This is a genomic window from Sporomusa sp. GT1 (genome assembly GCF_014634905.1).
Classification (GTDB): Bacteria; Bacillota; Negativicutes; order Sporomusales; family Sporomusaceae; genus Sporomusa; species Sporomusa sphaeroides.
Genome location: NZ_BMBX01000010.1, coordinates 130,679 through 147,107 on the forward strand (window position 1 = coordinate 130,679; position 16,429 = coordinate 147,107).

The following is a 16,429-nucleotide window of genomic DNA, read 5'->3' on the forward strand; positions in this document are numbered from 1 at the left end:
AAGGAGGACAAGGCATGAATGTTCCCGATAATTTGTCATTTTCGAGGGCGCTGGTGGCTCTCTTTAAAAACGTTGTCTTTAAAGAGTCGGACCCGGAACACTGGGAGGTGATCCTGGCCCAAAAGTACAAGATTGAAGATTATGTAAGCAAAATCGGTCTCACCCTGATGGTGGACGAGATGGACGGTTACGGGTATTTGAAACAGCGTTCTTACGGGGAGGGCGAGGCGGAGATCCCCCGCCTGGTGCCTCGCCATGCGTTGAGTTATCCGGTCAGCCTCCTGCTTGTTCTGCTCCGGAAGCAATTGCTGGAGTTTGATTCAACCACAGGGGACCGACGGCTGATCGTCACCAGGCAGCAGCTTGCCGAGCGAATGCGGTTGTTTCTGAAGGATACAACCAACGAAGCCAAAATGGTGGCGGATATTGACAAGCATATTGACCGGATTGAAAACATGGGTTTCTTACGCCGCCTGCGGGGCAGTGACGACAGCTTTGAAGTGCAGCGCATCCTGCGCAGCTTTGTCAATGCGGAGTGGCTTCACAACGTGAACGAGCAGCTGGACCTCTACCGGGTTTACGCCGGGGGAGAGACCGGGAAAGGGGAGGAGAAGGAATGAGTTTGTTCAACCTGGGACAGGAAGATCCGGGGATGCTCTTTGGCGCGACCCCCGGTTTCCGGCTAGCCAAGCTGGAAGTGTTCAATTGGGGAACGTTTGACGGGAAAGTCTGGACATTTTCCCCCGGGGGAGAAACGGCGCTCTTAACCGGCGACGTGGGTTCGGGCAAATCCACCCTGGTAGATGCTTTGACAACCCTTTTGGTCTCACCGCGGAAGGTGGCTTATAACAAAGCAGCCGACTCCAGCGCCAAGGAACGTTCGGTCACCTCCTATGTCCGGGGCTACTTCGGGCAGAAAAGAAGCACCGAAGGGACCGGACAGCCCGATTCCCTGCGGGATATCCATCATTATTCCGTCCTCCTGGCAACCTTTCAGGACTCGGGACTGTCCCAGTCGGTCACGCTGATCCAGTTTTTCTGGTATCAGGATGCGCAGAAACCGCCGGCCCGCTTTTATGTTGTGGCGGATAAAGAAATGTCGATTACCCGGGATTTTGCCAAATTTGACAAGGACGTCCGGGTGCTGAAAAAACGTCTAAAAAACAGCGGTGGCGTGCGGGTATTCGAGGATTATACCCGCTATGCGGAAGTCTTCCGCGGCAAATTCGGAATCGAGCAAGAACAGGCCTTGGATTTATTCCAGCAGACCATTTCCATGAAGAAGGTGGAAGCCCTTACGGAATTCGTGCGGGTCAATATGCTGCAGGTTCCTAATACGGAAGAGGAAGTCGAGAAGCTGAAAAATCATTTTCAGGACCTGAACAGTGCCCATGAAGCTGTCCTGAAAGCCAAGAGACAGATTGAACTGCTGAGCCCCGTGGTGGAACAGGGGAAACGCTGTGAACAGATGGATAACAGGCAAAGTTTGCTGGAAAAGGCGCTCCGCGCCCTAAGCCCCTGGTTTGCGGAACAAGCGGCGGTTTTGCTGACCGTCGAAATCACCAGATTTGAACAGGAACTGCTTCTGGCCACAGGGGTGCGGGAACAGGCGGAGGCCAAACAAAAAGAGATCGAAAAAAATATCAAAGAGACTGAGAGGGCTATCTACGCCAACGGCGGCGAGGCGCTGGAAGCATTGAAAGCCGAGATTGCGAGCATGAACCAAATCCTCGAACGTATCCGCAAAGACCGGGCAAACTATACAAATTATGCCGGGAAACTGAATTTGCCGGTACCGGACACAGCCGGCACTTTCATCAGTAACCAGGCGAAATTGCCGGAATTCAAGTCTGCCGAAGAAAACTTGCAGGGCCGTTTGAATGCGGATTTTCAGACAGCCGCCGCGGAAGTGGACAGGGCGGATAAAGAAGCGAAGAGAGTGGCTGAGGAGCTGGAATCGCTTCGTTCCCGCCAAACAAGTATTCCCCGGGAATATGTCGAGAAACGGAAACTGCTCTGCCGGAATCTGGGGATCAGGGAAGAGGAACTGCCCTTTATCGGCGAGTTATTGGAAGTCAGGGAGGAAGAAGCCAAATGGGAAGGCGCGATTGAAAGACTCCTGCATAATTTTGGCCTCTCGCTGCTTGTGCCCGAAGAGCATTATCCGGCCGTCATGCAGTGGGTGGACCGGACGTCGCTGGGGATGCGGCTGGTCTATTACCGGGTCCGGCCTGATGCGCTGTCGTCCGTCCCCGGCCGGCCCCATCCTTGGGCCGTATCGGAAAAGCTGAAGATGAAGCCGAATACGCCGTTCGGCCTGTGGCTGACCAGAGAGCTCCGCCAGCGCTTCGCCCATGTTTGCTGCGAAAGCCGGGAGCAATTCAGCCGGGAGATATTGGCCGTTACCCAAGCCGGGCAGATTAAGTCGAAGGGCAACCGGCATGAAAAAGACGACCGGTACGCCATCGATGACCGTCGCCGTTACATCCTGGGGTTTTCCAACCAGAAAAAAATTGAGGTGCTAGAGGTTAATGAGCGGGAGCTCCAAGAGGAGCTTCAATTCTACCGGGAAGAAATCACAGATATCAACAAGAAGCAGAAAGCAAGCCAGGAACGGTTAAACGCTATTGAATGGCTGGAAGGAATCGATGCTTTTGCCGACATTGATACCCGCTCAAAGGAAGAAGAACTTGGCGAGAAAGAAGATCGAAGAAAGAAACTGGAACAGGGGAGCGATGTGCTGCAAGGATTGCAGCGCCGGTTGACCGAGTTGGAGGAAATAAAGAATACCCAGGAAGGCGTTTTAAACAAGGCTCGCAAACAAGAAACAACGCTGGAAAACAAACTGGAGACCTTTGTCCGGAATAAGGAGCGTGCCATCGCAACTGCAGCAGAAGCCGTGCCGGCAATGCAGGAAACGGAATACCCTTTTTTGGAACAGCACAAAGGGGTTGCTTTGAAAAATAAAAAATTGGTCTTGGAAAATATCACGACGCTGGAGCGGGATTATCTGGAATGGATCGAGGAAGAACGCAGCACGCTGATGAAGGACATCAATCAACTAAGAGGTAAAATCATTAAAGCCATGTCTGAATACAACAACCAGTACGCCGAAGAAACGCGAGAAGTGGACCCCGGCATGGAAAGCCTTCCGGAATATACCCGCATGCTGGCGCAACTGGAAACTGACGGGCTGCCCCGGTTCGAAAAGCGGTTTAAACAATTATTGCACGAGAATACTATTAACCAGATTGCCTTATTCCAGGCCAAATTAAAACAGGAACAGGACACCATCAAAAGCCGGATTGAGCAAATCAACAGTTCTTTGAGCGCCATTGACTATAACGAAGGCCGCTATATCCGTCTGGAATATGACGAAACCTATGATAGCGATATCAAGGATTTCCGGGTGCAGCTCAAAGCCTGCACGGAAGGAGCCTTGACCGGCTCTGATGACGAACAATACGCAGAGACAAAGTTTTTGCAGGTAAAAGCCATCATTGAGCGTTTCCGGGGCAGGTCCGGCGAGACGGAAAGCGATGCGCGCTGGACTAAAAAGGTTATTGACGTGCGCAATTGGTTTTTATTCGCTGCTTCGGAAAGGTGGCGCGAAACCGGTGAAGAATATGAGCACTATACGGATTCAGGCGGGAAATCGGGCGGCCAGAAGGAAAAACTGGCCTATACGATTCTCGCGGCCAGCCTGGTCTATCATTTTGGGTTGGAAGGGCAGGACGCCCGGCCCCAATCCTTCCGTTTTGTCGTCATCGACGAGGCTTTTTTAAAAAGCTCGGATGAGTCGGCGCGGTTCGGGCTGGAGCTGTTTAAAAAGCTGGATTTGCAACTGCTGATTGTTACGCCGCTGCTTAAAATACCGACTATCGCGCAATTCATCGCTCATGTGGGCTTTGTGCACCACGATGATGTCAGGCATCAGTCCATGCTGCGTAATATCTCGATTGAGGAGTACGAGCGGGAGCGGAAGGCCCGGGAGGTAGCGCGCTATGTGCACCAGGTGGTCTGATCCGCAATGGATCCGGGAGGAATTAAGGCGGAAGTGGGATTCCGGCAGGATTCTGCAGGCGCTGCTCACAGAGGATGATTTATTTCCGCTCCGTTTGCCGCTGAAACGACCGAAAAGTAACGAGGTCAACGAAAATTTTGCTGAAATTTCCCATTGGATTAAGCGGCTCAGGGATCATAGCAGACAAGGGATTGGCTTTGGCTATGAACTGATCGAAAGGGAAATGGTGCATCGCCAGTCCGGCCGGAATCTTTTGCCGACCCATGCCATTGTTCCGACAGTCCAGGATGCCTTGCGCTTGCTGAAAAAGGAACGGGAAGCAAATAAATTTCTGGAGCTTGCCGGGGGCATGACGGCCCACTGGCCCGCGTTACAGGAATGGGCTGGTCGATACCCTCATAAAGTGTTGGCCGCCGGTGACGACTGGACCGGCATACTGGCCGTCATGAAGTGGTTTTCACTGAATCCCCGTTGCGGGTTATACCTGCGGCAACTGGATATTCCCGGGATTGACACTAAGTTTATTGAACGGCGAAAGGGAATTTTAACAGAACTATTAAATATCATTTTGCCGGAGAGGGCGATTGATCATAATGTCTCATCCTTCGAACAGCAATTCGGCTTGCGGATCAAACCTGTACAGGTGAGAATGCGGTTGCTGGATCAGGCGCAATATATTCAGGGGCTTTCCGATCTGACAATTCCGGTGGAGCAGCTAAAGGATTGGAGCCCTGCGGCAGACAGAGTTTTTATTACTGAGAATGAAATCAACGGGTTATGCTTCCCTGATACCGAAAACAGTCTGGTGATCTTTGGATTAGGCTACGGTGTGGATATTCTAAAAGCAATCGCCTGGCTAAAAGAGAAAGAAATTTATTATTGGGGCGATCTCGATACCCATGGGTTTGCCATACTGGATCAAGTCCGAAGCTTCCTGCCGCAAACACGTTCGCTGCTCATGGAGGAAAGCATCCTGCTTCAGCACCGTGCTCTCTGGAGCGTGGAAGATAAACCTTTTCTGGGACAACTAACCAGGTTAAGTCCGGAAGAACAGCGGCTGCTCTGTTCACTGCAAAACAATACGTGGGGCAAGGGTGTCCGGTTGGAGCAAGAGCGGGTTTCTTTTCAACAAGTGAAGCAGTGTCTTAGAGAAAAATTAATTCCAAAGGGCAGTTTTGCCCAGTCTGACGTCCCCGGGTATCCGGTATAGTATCTCCGGAACGCGGGATACTACTTCCATAAGTAATGCATCGCTTGGTGGTCAGGCCCCCGTTTCACGGGGGTTCAGAGCATCAGCGACCGGGAAGGAGTGTCTGCTGCTGGAAACAGTCTATGATCTACTCAGCATCGCCGGACGGATTTTTACGATTTTCCCACTGTTACTGTTTGTGGCCATGTTTATGGGACGGCGCCTGGTCGGCGAGCTGCCGGTTTTTGATTTTTTGATTATTCTTGCCTTAGGCTCTTTGGTAGGCGCAGACATTGCCGAGCCTGACATCAACCATTGGTATGTGGCGTTCGCCATTGTGGTTGTCGGTATTCTGCAAAGAATTGTCGCCGGGCTTACACTGCAAAGCCAGAGATTCAAAAAGCTCATCACCTTTGCGCCGGTCATTGTAATTAAGGACGGCGTCTTTCTGGAAAAGAACCTCCGGAAAATCAACTATTCCCTGGAAAATATTCTGGAGTTTTTAAGGGGCGAAGGAATTTTTAATATTTCTGACGTGGACATTGCAATCATTGAAGCCAACGGCCGCCTTTCCGTCTACAAAAAACCGCAAAAAAATCCTGCCACTCTGGAGGAACTGGGAGTCGCACCGCTTGGCGCCGGAATTGCCCACCCGGTAATTATTGAGGGAAAGATTATCCGCCAGACCCTAAACGATCTCCATCTGACAGAAGAATGGCTTGCTGCTCAGCTCAACGCCCGGGGCATCTCCACTGCCCAAGCAATCTTTTTTAGTTCCGTAGACGGCAATAACCAAATTCACATATCGCCTTACAATCGTAGCTAAATAGAGCGCGCGTGACAAGGAAAGGACCGTTGTCTCGCTCAATATCAGAGAAGCAAAATATACGTCCCTGTGCTTCTTTCATAATATCCTACTGATTGACCGTTAGCAGGTTCTGGAAGCTTCCTGGTTAAAACAGTAAAAAGGAGTAGAGCGAAGCGCTCTGCTCCTTTTTACTTAATTCATTCAAAAAAAGAGGGGCTGTTTTGCGTTTTTTATCCCTTTGCGGCGGAAGAATCAGAACCCTTGCTGCCGCATTTTTGAGAGAGCGTTTCGACCACAACAAACAGAACCGGGATTAAGAATATGCCCAGTACGGTCGCGGTAAACATTCCGCCCACGACGGCTGTACCCATAGAATTCCTGGCGCCGGCGCCAGCCCCTGTCGCCACCGCTAATGGGATGCAGCCGATAATAAAGGCCAGTGAAGTCATTAGAATTGGTCGCAGGCGAGTTTGGGCCGCCTCAATAGCCGCTTTAACCGGGTTCATGCCTTTGTCGACCCGGACTTTGGCAAACTCAACAATCAGGATCGCATTTTTTGCCGCCAGCCCGATCAGCATTATCAAGCCAATCTGCATGTATACACTGTTTTCCAAATTGCCCACATACTGAAACAGGAAGGCGCCAAAGACCCCGGTTGGCACCGAAAGCAGCACGGCAAAGGGCACGCTCCAGCTCTCATACAGAGCAGCCAGACATAAAAAGACAAAAACGATAGCCATACCAAACACAACCAGGGCGCGGGAACCGGAGAGCTTTTCCTCCCGGCTTTGCCCGGACCATTCATAGGTATAGCCATTGGTTAAGGTTTGCTCCGCCACCGTTTCCAGGGCCGTCATGGCCTGGCCGGAGCTGTACCCTGCCGCCTGGGTGCCGCTGATTTGAACCGCTTTTACCCCATTAAACCGGGTGATGACTGTTGGCGCATTCAGTTTTTTCGGCTTGAGGAGGGTATTGAGCGGCACCATTGTATCGTTGGAGCTTTTTACATAAAGATAGCGTGTTGCCTCCACATCACTGCGGAATGACGGCTCGGCCTGGACGGTAACCTTATAGGCCCGGCCAAATTTATTAAAATCATTGACCTGGGCGCCGCCCAGAAATACCTGCAAGGCCGTAAACACATCATCAACTGCCACCCCCAGCTGTTCCGCCTTTTCCCGGTCGACCTCAAATTCATAGCTGGGCGTATTGGCTTTAAAAGTAGAGGTAATCGAACCGATCTCCGGCCGTTCTTGGGCCGCCGCCACGAATGCCTGGGCTATGCTGTCAAGCTCGGCTAAAGAACCGCCGCTCCGGTCCTCCAGCATCAAAGTAAAACCGCCGACCATTCCCAGCCCCGGCAAACCGGAGGGAGCAAAGGCAACGACCGAGCCTTCCGGAAACTGGGCTCCGCTCAGCAGGGTCCGGCTTATTTCGGCTTTTACCTGTAATTCAGGTGTTTGCCGCTCGTCCCAGGGAACCAGGGAAATAAACATCGCTCCGGCATTGGTCTTAGTGCCGCCCCCCAATATATCCATGCCTGATAACGACATGATGTTAAGAACCCCCGGCTGGCTACTTACCTGCCCGGTAAATTGCCGCATTACCTCAATCGTCCGGTTCAGGCTGGACGCTTCCGGCAATGTGACGGACGTTATATAGAAGCCTTGATCCTCATCAGGCACAAAGGAAGACGGCACCACCTTATACAACCCGCCGGTCAGGATGAGTAAGACGGCCAGCAGCACCAGGCACAGGCGGGCTTTAGGAATAAGCCGGTCAAGCCCATGCCCATACCGGGCAATGCCGCGTTCAAACCAATGATTGAAAGCCCGGAAAAATCCGGCCAATGTCCCACTGTGGGCCTGGGGCGCATGGGGCTTGAGCAGCAGCACGCACAGGGCCGGTGTCAATGACAAGGCAACAACGGCCGACAAGGCCATCGACACCACAATGGTTAACGCAAATTGCTTGTATAAAATCCCTGTGGTGCCGCCGAAAAAAGCCACCGGAATAAAGACTGACGCCAATACGAACGCAATCGCGACCACCGGACCCGATACCTCGCTCATGGCCCGTCTGGTGGCGTCCAGCGGGGACAGCCCGGAATAGCGCATATGATATTCGACAGCCTCAATGACAACAATCGCATCATCCACAACCAGCCCGATAGCCAGTACCATCGCAAACAAAGTCAGCGTATTAATGGTAAAGCCCAGTACGCTAAAGGCGGCAAAGGTACCCAGCAGGGATACCGGAATGGTCAGCAGGGGAATCAGCGTGGCCCGCCAGCTCTGCAGGAAAATAAACACCACAATCAAAACCAGCAGCAGAGCCTCGGCAAAGGTCTTAACCACCTCCTGCATGGATTCGCGCACAAACTCGGTATTGTCAACAACAATTTTGTATTCCATGTCGCCGGGAAAATTCTTCGCGGCCTGGGCCAGCGCCGTTTTTACCTTGCCGATGGTCTCCAGTGCATTGGCGTCACTGGTCAGCTTAACAGCAAACCCGGCCGCCACCTTACCGTTCATTAAACTGTTAAAATCATATTCTTTGCTGCCCAGCTCCACCCGGGCAATATCCTTAAGACGGACGAAGGAAGCGTCTGACTGGGAACGAACAATAATATTTTCAAACTCTTTCTCGTCCGTGAGGCGGCCTTTGACCTTGGCCGTATACTGGAACTGCTGTGCAGACGGCGTCGGCATTTTACCAAAAGCGCCGGCTGCGGCCTGCACATTTTGCGCTTCAATCGCGGTCGTCACTTCACCGGCTGAAATCCCCAACTGCGCCATTTTTTCCGGCTGCAGCCATATTCGCATGCTGTAGTCCGAGCCAAAGGCCGATACTTCACCGACACCCTTGACCCGTTTGATATCATCAATCAGATAAATACTACCATAGTTTTTTAAAAAATTGGAATCATAACTGTCTGTCGGCGACCAGAGCGTAAAAATCAGTGACATATCCTGCGAGGCTTTACGGGTCGTAACCCCGGCGGTCTGCACCGCACCGGGCAAAGAGGCGGTGGCTTGCGCTACACGGTTCTGGGCTTGTACCGCCGCCGTATCCGAGTCTTTTTCGGTCTCAAATTGAATGCTCAGTGAATAAGAGCCGGAGTCGGTACTGGTGGAAGACATATATACCATGTCCTCAACACCGTTGATTTGTTCTTCAATGACCTGGGCCACGGTTTGATCGACAACGTCGGCATTTGCCCCCTGATAGGAGGTACTGACTGAGATTGTCGGCGGAGAAATCTGCGGGTATTGCGCTACCGGCAGGGTAAAGGCGGCAGTTGTGCCCAATAAGGTAATAATGATCGACAACACGATGGCGAAGATCGGGCGCTTGATAAAAAAGTCAGCCATATACCAACGCCCCCTATTGCCGGGCCGGAGTTTGTGCATCCGGCTCTATCATTGTGACCTGCAGTGCATTGCCCTGCCTTACCTTGTCGATCCCCTCCACAACAATCCGGTCTGTGCTGCTAAGGCCTTCCTCCACCAGCCACATATCGCCGATCCTGTCGCCCAGCTTCACTTGCCGGCTTTCGGCTTTGTTATCGTCGGTTACGACAATGACAAAGGCATTATCCAGCACTTCCTTGACCGCTTTCTGCGGGATCAGCAACGCCCCCTGCCGCACAGCTTCCTGCGCGACCACCCGGGCGAACATCCCTGGCAGCAAGTAGTTTTGTGGGTTGTCAAAGCTGGCTTTGATGGTAATCGTGCCTGTCGTACTGTCAATCCCCCGGTCGATTTGCTCCATCCGGCCAATGAGTGGATACTCCGTTCCATCGCTTAAGACCAACTGCAGATGCTCCTTAAAGTTGGCCGGCAGGGAACCATTGCCGTTGCGGAGATAGCTCAGGTATTCGGTTTCGCTCATGCTGAACTGCACCCAAACCGGGTTGATGGAAGAAACAGTAGCCATTATTGTTGAACCGGCAGCTACATAATATCCGAGGCTTACATCATTTACATCAATGCGGCCGTCAACCGGTGAAACAATCAAGGTATCCTGCTCATCCTGGATGGCCTGCTGCAAGGCGGCCCGGCTGACCTCCACCGTGGCCGCTTCTTCTTCAGCCTGAGCCACATAGGCATCAACCGTTTGCTGGGCAACCCCGTTTAACGCGCCCAGCTTCTGATAGCGCACTACGTCTTTTTGCGTATTATTAAGGGTTGCCTGCGATTTTAGCAACGCGGCCCGGGCCGAATGAATGGTTGATAGGTATTGCTTATTATCGATCCGGAACAAGGGCTGCCCCTTATAGACCGTATCGCCGCCGTTCACCATCTTTTCCACAACATTCCCGGCTACCTTTGACATAATTTTTACTTCACTCTTGGCTTTAACCTGGCCCACAAACTCCCGGCTGACAGGGGTATCCCGCGTTACCACCTGCATCGCCTTTACCACGACCGCCGGTGAGACTGTGCTCACCTGCGGTCCGGACAATATGCCGCTGCGCGCCACGGCTAGGCTAAGCAGCACAGCGGCCGCCAGCAAGCCAAAGTATAATTTCTTTGAATCCCTGATACGCAATAGTCTTCCTCCCATCTTCCTGTTATTGCACCGGCAAGCCCATGGCCTGTTCCAGCTTAACTTTGTTCAGATTATAATCATACAAGGCCTGGATGTAATCCTTTTGCGCCGAGTCCAGCGACAACACGGCATCGCGCAGATCCAGGTTGGTGCCAACCCCGGCCTCATAGCGGGCTTTCTGGATCATTAGACTTTCGGCGGCATAATTGACAGATACCTTATTAGAATCAATCCGCTTTTCGGCTTCCTGCATGCTCAGATAATACTCGCGTACATTCAGCAGGATCGTATCCCGCTGCTGCTCGGCCTTATCCAGCACCATAGCCGCATTATGCCGGGCTTGGTTGACGTTAGCACTGGTTAAACCGGTATCAAACAGATTGAGCGATGTGGTTAACTTCACTAACCAGTTGCTGTTTTTCGCGCCGATAAAATGGCTGTCATACCAGCCTTGTTCGGCCGTCAGATTAACTGTCGGGCGCCAGTCGCTTTTGGCAATATCCACAGCATAATTGGCACTGGCGATTTGGGCCTCATATTGCTCCAATTCGGGCCGGTGCTCGATAGCATACTGCAGGCATTCCGCCAGCGTCCGGGGATATTTTTCGTATGCAAACTCATCTTTTAGCGTAACCTCGGCCGCATGGGGCAACCCGATCGCATTGTTCAGGGCGGCTGCAGCATTGGTATAATTATTTTGGGCTTTTACCAGATTATCCTGAGCACCGGCCAGATCCACCTGGCTTGACAACACATCGGTCTTCGCTACCAGGCCCAGGTCGTATTTATTTTTAACCAGCTGCAGGTGTTCTTCATAGTTCCTGACTGTCTCCTGATTCACCCGCACTTCATTGCGGTATTCCAGCACGGCAAGGTAATTCGACACCACAGTCAGCTTCAGCTGTTGCTTGGCTGCTTCCACCTCCAGGTCCGCCACCGTATGTTCAAGCGCCGCCTGTTTTATTTGCTTCTCCAGCTTCCCGCCCGAATACAGCGGCAAGGTGAGAACAAGCTGGTTTGTAAAATCTGACGTATATTCATATGTAGAGGTTCCGGTCGCCGCCGGCGGCGTGTTGTAGCGCTGGTCGGTGTGGGTAAAATCGAGGGAAAATCTTTTGCTGCTCCGTGCCGCTTGCATGGCCCAATACGCTTTTTCCCTGGCCGATTGTGCATATTTGAGCTCATGGTTATTCTGTAAGGCCAGAGCGATACTGTCTGCTACCGATAACTCCACCGCCGCAGCTAATACCGGCTGAGCTAAGGTCATAAGCATGGTGACAGGGATAATGGCCAGAAAATAGCGCAGGCATTTCTTCATACAAAAACCTCCTGAAAAATTTATTCTGCTTGTGAATACTAGGGATTGCCGGCAGAGCCAGCGAAGTGTGGCCTGCGAGCTTGGCTTGCAACAGTACTCATGATATAGTATAAATATTAATATACTATTAACAGTTAATTATATTTAACATATATGTATAGTAAATTTTTATTTACTATACATATATGTTAAGGTATGTACGATAGACTGTCAATAACAACTAAGGAGTGCTTGCTTTGGATCGCGTAAAAACCGCTGAAATGCTGTTTCATTTAATTCCGCTCCTTGATAAGGAGTTTGTGCGGCCGGTTGAACAACAATTTAAAACAATTCTTAGTTCGACCCAGGTTCATGTCCTGGCAATTCTGAGAGAGAAAAAAGCCACAATGACAGAACTCTCCCAGGCAATGCTTATGTCCAAGCAGCAGATGACACCGATTATTGATAAATTGGTCGCAGAAGGCTTTGTCCAGCGAGAATACGATAACATCGACAGGAGAATTATCCGCATAAGCATGACCCCATCCGGCTTGAGCATGTGCGAGAACGTCAAAGAAAAAACACTACTGCTGTTAGCGAAGAAAATTGAGTGTTTAGAGGACCAGGATGTGCTGCGGCTCAATCAGGCGATTGGTGAATTACAGCAAATCATAACTAAAATGACTTACTGATACGCCGCTGGTAATAAAGACAAGGCAAGAGGCCAGTGGTATACACCACTGGCCTCTTGCCTTATCCCTTACCGTTGCCTCCGTAAAGCCAGCGGTCTAGCCGGACTCACTACACTGATTTTCTGATATCCTCTATGATTTCCAGTATTTCCTGTTCATTGTTCTTCGGGGCAAATAGCGCTCCCCAACCATAATTTCTTTGAAAGAGACCGTCATAGGCACTGTCATGAAAAGATTTGAGATAATGTTTAATCTGGCGCTCCGCTAAAATTGACGCCAGGATTTGGGCTTCAAATTCGTCCTCTATTGTTGCTATCCTGATATATTCCATCAAGGCACCTCGCAATACTGCTTTTTCTGCTCTTAGATGCATTATATTATATTTTGGCTAATTTTATTAGGCCTGGCGCGTAAATTCTGTATTTTCGGGACAGGAGGGCAGGTTCCTTGTTCCAGTGTATCCAGAAATTTATCCTTCGCACAGCCTGTTATCTGTCCTGGTGCATCGAGGGACTAGTAACTCATTTTCTTTTTTCTTTGCGCTTGGCTGCCTCTTTTACGGACCAATATCGGACCGTTTTGGTCGTAAGACAGTAATCCTTTCAGGATTATCTATCTTGGTATAAGGAGGAACAGAAAATTGGATTTTAAAAAGGCTAGTGCCTATATCGAAAGTTTATATAAAAAAACAATTAACACAGAAACGGTATAGTTTTACAAATGAGTAGCCTAAGTTTTAAAGCCAGGGTACTCTTTTTTGTTTCTTGCTATTTATAGCGCCGCTTTCGCACGGTTTGACGGAGTTGCCGACAACAATCAAAAAGCATGTTGTATCACTAACCCCGTCCCCCTGACACCCGAAATCAAAGAAAGAATAGGTGTTTGTTGGCATCGAACAAAGGGTGTTAGCATTTTTTGCCGAATAAAGTATTATCAGTTTGTGCGTTATGGGGTGAAGGTTTTGGCAAAATGGTGGATGGTGCGGGCCGGGGATAATAACGAGTTGCTTCCTATTTGGCAGTCAAAGGATATAATATCAATTGGCTGGCAAGCATTAGGTGATGCCCGAAAATATTCTTCAAGAGAAGCATTAATTCAAAGAGCAAATCAAATATATAGCGAAGAAAAACCTGGAACACGTATCCAGTGGGCTAGCCAAGTTTGGAAGTTTAGTAATGAAATTACAATCAATGACCGGATTATTACTTATGAGAAAGACTCAAGAGAGTATTTAATAGGTACAGCTACTGGTGAATACGAATATAACCCTTCTGTACATGCTTATTATCCTAATATTATTCAGGTGAAATGGGATAAAAAAAGATTGTCCCGCGACATACTTTCTCAAGGCGCAAAGAACTCTCTAGGCGCCATTTCCACTGTGTTTAGAGTTGACGACTGGGGAAGTGAGTTTGAGACTCTACTGGAAGGGAAAGTTGTTAATGTTAAGTCAGACCCAGATGATAATGACCCGGAATTTAATAATGAAGACTTTGTCCAGCAAGCTAAATCAATGGTTGAAGATGCTATCGACCGCTTAGACCCATGGCAAATGCAAGACTTAGTAGCGGGAATTCTGCAAGCTATGGGGTATCAGGTGCGCGTGAGCCCAAAAGGACCTGATGGTGGTGTTGATATCTTAGCTCATAAGGATGCTTTTGGTTTCGAGCAACCTATTATTAAAGTGCAAGTAAAGCATAGAAATGATAAGAGTTCGGCACCAGAAATACAACAATTATTAGGCGCTAACCCAATGGGCGGAAGTTGCATTTTTGTAGCAACAGGTGGGTTTAAGACTACTGCAGTAAAGGTTGCTCAGCAAAATGATGTTAAGTTACTTGATTTAACTGGACTAGCGGACTTAGTGACTAACTGGTATGAGAGTCTCCCGTCAGAGACTAAGGCACTGATCCCAATGAAGAAAATATATATTCCTTTTAGGTAAGTGAGTTAGCTAGGTTAGGCGGAAGAATCAAGTGTAAATTACTATTTGTACAGTCTAACGCTGGGTGTTTAGAAGGCGTCCCATGTTTGACTCAATAAACCGTCCCTGCGATTTTCTTGGGACGATGTTACCACGAGTAAAGTTGGTTCTGTTTGTTTTGGATTATGACGTAAGTTGACAAATAGAACCGTTCTTGTAGTCATTAACTTCGTGGACGAGTAAGGCCGGTACAAATACCGTCGTTAATTCCCATGTTGTAGAGGGAACCGTAGAGGTGAGTAGATGAATCAAATAATTGAAATATATCTTAAAACTGTAAATTTATTAAAGGATATTTCTCTTGTTTATAAAACTTCTCTTTGCATTATTTTTCTTTTTCTTTTATTGCCGGATGTCCCAGATATAATTCGTGATAAAATGCTTGCTGTTATAAAGGATAATTATATGCAATATTTGGAATATTTGAAGGAATTTACTATGCCTTTAATTAGATGGCTTATAGAAATTAATTATACATTAATATGTCTTATGGTAATCCTATGGTTTATACAGCAAATCTTCTTTCAATTCAGAATCACGGATATAATTAATTATTCATTTAAGATATTATTTCCGGCATCGTTAATTATTTCTTGTGCTATACTGGTTGGTCCGATTATTTATATTAGCATTATAAATGGTTTAAGTTTTCCTCAAAAAATTTATGATATAGGGGTGTTTTATAATACAACTGCATCCTGGCATAATTTAATAATAGCCTGTACACCATTTGTTTTTGCAAGTTATGGTTTCGTAATGCTGCTCTATGATGAGAGCCAAAAGGAATATATTGAGTGGAAAAATAAACTTCGCTAGAAGGAATGAAAGGGGACTCGGAGATTTAGTGGAATTCTTATGCAACCTTAAGGAGCGCGGGTTTACAAGAACTCGTCTATTTGTCGGCGATAAGTGCCTTAGTTTCGTTGATGCCATCGCCCAGATATACACGGATATTGAACACAAGGGGACGGTTCTGATGTGTTGACAAAACACCCTCATCCATGATAGCCTGGATGAGGGTGTTAATTTATGGCAAGAATAGCAAGAAAAAAGAGCAAAAGTGGGACTTATCATATAATGCTGCGAGGCATCAACAAGCAACGAATATTTGAAGAAGAAGAGGATTACGAAAAGTATTTGCAAGTGCTGGAATTGTGCCAGGGAAAAAGCGAATTTAAACTTATGGCATATTGTCTAATGGGAAATCACCTGCATTTGCTAATTGAAGAAGACAAAGAAGGCCTGGAGCAAATCTTCAAGAGAATCGGGGTTCGCTATGTATATTGGTATAATAACAAATATAATCGTACAGGCCATTTATTTCAGGACAGATTTAAAAGTGAGCCAGTAGACGATGACAGTTATTTTTTGACAGTACTGCGATACATACATCAAAATCCTGTGAAAGCAAACCTGTGTGAGCAAGCACAACAATACAAATGGAGCAGCTACCGGGACTATTTATATGATACTGGTATCACCTATACAGAGTTTGGGTTATCGCTATTTCATGAGAACAGCGATAAAGCTAAAGCGCTCTTTGCAAGCTATATGCAGGAGGAAGAAACGGCAAACTGCCTTCACTTTGAATGGGAGAGCAAAAGGATTACAGACAAAGAAGCGCAAGATATCTTGAAAGAAGTATGCGGGGTTCATAGTGTAACTGAATTTCAGGCTATGGATAAAATAAAAAGAGATAGAAATATAGCATTGCTTAAGAGGAACGGACTATCAATACGCCAAATTTCAAGGCTTACCGGTATTAGTTTTGCTATTGTCCGCAAGGTATAAAGCACAAGAGAACCGTCCCGTGCGCCAAGAAGCGCCCGGAGTAAAGCGGGAGGGAATCCCGTCTGGGAAGGCCTAGCCAGTCACCCAGTA

At 48.6% G+C, this 16,429-nt stretch carries 12 protein-coding genes; 8 read left to right on the top strand and 4 right to left on the bottom strand.

The genetic code is table 11. The features are described 5' to 3' along the window. Nucleotides 1-14 precede the first annotated feature (14 nt). Genes GT1_RS13035 through GT1_RS13050 form a run of 4 tightly spaced genes read left to right on the top strand, consistent with a single transcriptional unit; the run spans nucleotide 15 to nucleotide 6,039 of the window. On the top strand, nucleotides 15-620 hold the full coding sequence (locus GT1_RS13035; RefSeq protein WP_188399117.1) for a DUF4194 domain-containing protein: 606 nt from the start codon (nucleotides 15-17) through the stop codon (nucleotides 618-620). Beyond that, nucleotides 617-4,024, top strand: a complete 3,408-nt coding sequence (locus GT1_RS13040; protein WP_188399118.1) for an ATP-binding protein — start codon at nucleotides 617-619, stop codon at nucleotides 4,022-4,024. The genes GT1_RS13035 and GT1_RS13040 overlap by 4 nt, the downstream gene beginning before the upstream one ends. Further along, on the top strand, nucleotides 4,005-5,234 hold the full coding sequence (locus GT1_RS13045; RefSeq protein WP_188399119.1) for a DUF3322 domain-containing protein: 1,230 nt from the start codon (nucleotides 4,005-4,007) through the stop codon (nucleotides 5,232-5,234). The genes GT1_RS13040 and GT1_RS13045 overlap by 20 nt, the downstream gene beginning before the upstream one ends. Further along, entirely contained in the window at nucleotides 5,200-6,039 is an 840-nt protein-coding gene (locus GT1_RS13050) for a DUF421 domain-containing protein (protein ID WP_223226245.1), read from the top strand. Before GT1_RS13045 ends, GT1_RS13050 begins: the two co-directional genes overlap by 35 nt. Before the next feature lie 212 nt (nucleotides 6,040-6,251). Here the strand turns inward: GT1_RS13050 and GT1_RS13055 are convergent, their stop codons facing one another. From GT1_RS13055 to GT1_RS13065, 3 genes are read right to left on the bottom strand one after another with little or no spacing between them, the layout of a single operon-like run. Then, complete coding sequence (locus GT1_RS13055; RefSeq protein WP_188399120.1) at nucleotides 6,252-9,395, bottom strand: efflux RND transporter permease subunit; 3,144 nt, start codon at nucleotides 9,393-9,395, stop codon at nucleotides 6,252-6,254. 13 nt (nucleotides 9,396-9,408) lie between these two features. Next, on the bottom strand, nucleotides 9,409-10,575 hold the full coding sequence (locus GT1_RS13060; protein WP_223226246.1) for an efflux RND transporter periplasmic adaptor subunit: 1,167 nt from the start codon (nucleotides 10,573-10,575) through the stop codon (nucleotides 9,409-9,411). A 22-nt stretch (nucleotides 10,576-10,597) separates the two neighbouring features. Further along, nucleotides 10,598-11,893 carry a TolC family protein gene (locus GT1_RS13065; protein WP_188399122.1) on the bottom strand — a complete coding sequence of 432 codons (1,296 nt, stop codon included), beginning with the start codon at nucleotides 11,891-11,893 and terminating at the stop codon, nucleotides 10,598-10,600. Between the two features lie 236 nt (nucleotides 11,894-12,129). Between GT1_RS13065 and GT1_RS13070 the strand changes: the two genes are divergently transcribed. After that, nucleotides 12,130-12,564, top strand: coding sequence for a MarR family winged helix-turn-helix transcriptional regulator (locus GT1_RS13070; RefSeq protein WP_223226247.1), 435 nt, complete (start codon nucleotides 12,130-12,132; stop codon nucleotides 12,562-12,564). Between the two features lie 109 nt (nucleotides 12,565-12,673). Here GT1_RS13070 and GT1_RS13075 read toward each other — a convergent pair whose 3' ends face one another. Next, nucleotides 12,674-12,895, bottom strand: coding sequence for a hypothetical protein (locus GT1_RS13075; protein WP_188399123.1), 222 nt, complete (start codon nucleotides 12,893-12,895; stop codon nucleotides 12,674-12,676). Between the two features lie 426 nt (nucleotides 12,896-13,321). Here GT1_RS13075 and GT1_RS13080 point away from each other — a divergent pair, with 426 nt between their 5' ends. From GT1_RS13080 to GT1_RS13090, 3 genes are all read left to right on the top strand, one after another. After that, on the top strand, nucleotides 13,322-14,509 hold the full coding sequence (locus GT1_RS13080; protein ID WP_223226248.1) for a restriction endonuclease: 1,188 nt from the start codon (nucleotides 13,322-13,324) through the stop codon (nucleotides 14,507-14,509). A 282-nt stretch (nucleotides 14,510-14,791) separates the two neighbouring features. Further along, nucleotides 14,792-15,364, top strand: coding sequence for a hypothetical protein (locus GT1_RS13085; RefSeq protein ID WP_188399125.1), 573 nt, complete (start codon nucleotides 14,792-14,794; stop codon nucleotides 15,362-15,364). Nucleotides 15,365-15,577: 213 nt separating this feature from the next. Next, nucleotides 15,578-16,339, top strand: a complete 762-nt coding sequence (locus GT1_RS13090) for a transposase (protein WP_188399126.1) — start codon at nucleotides 15,578-15,580, stop codon at nucleotides 16,337-16,339. The last annotated feature ends 90 nt before the right edge of the window (nucleotides 16,340-16,429 follow it).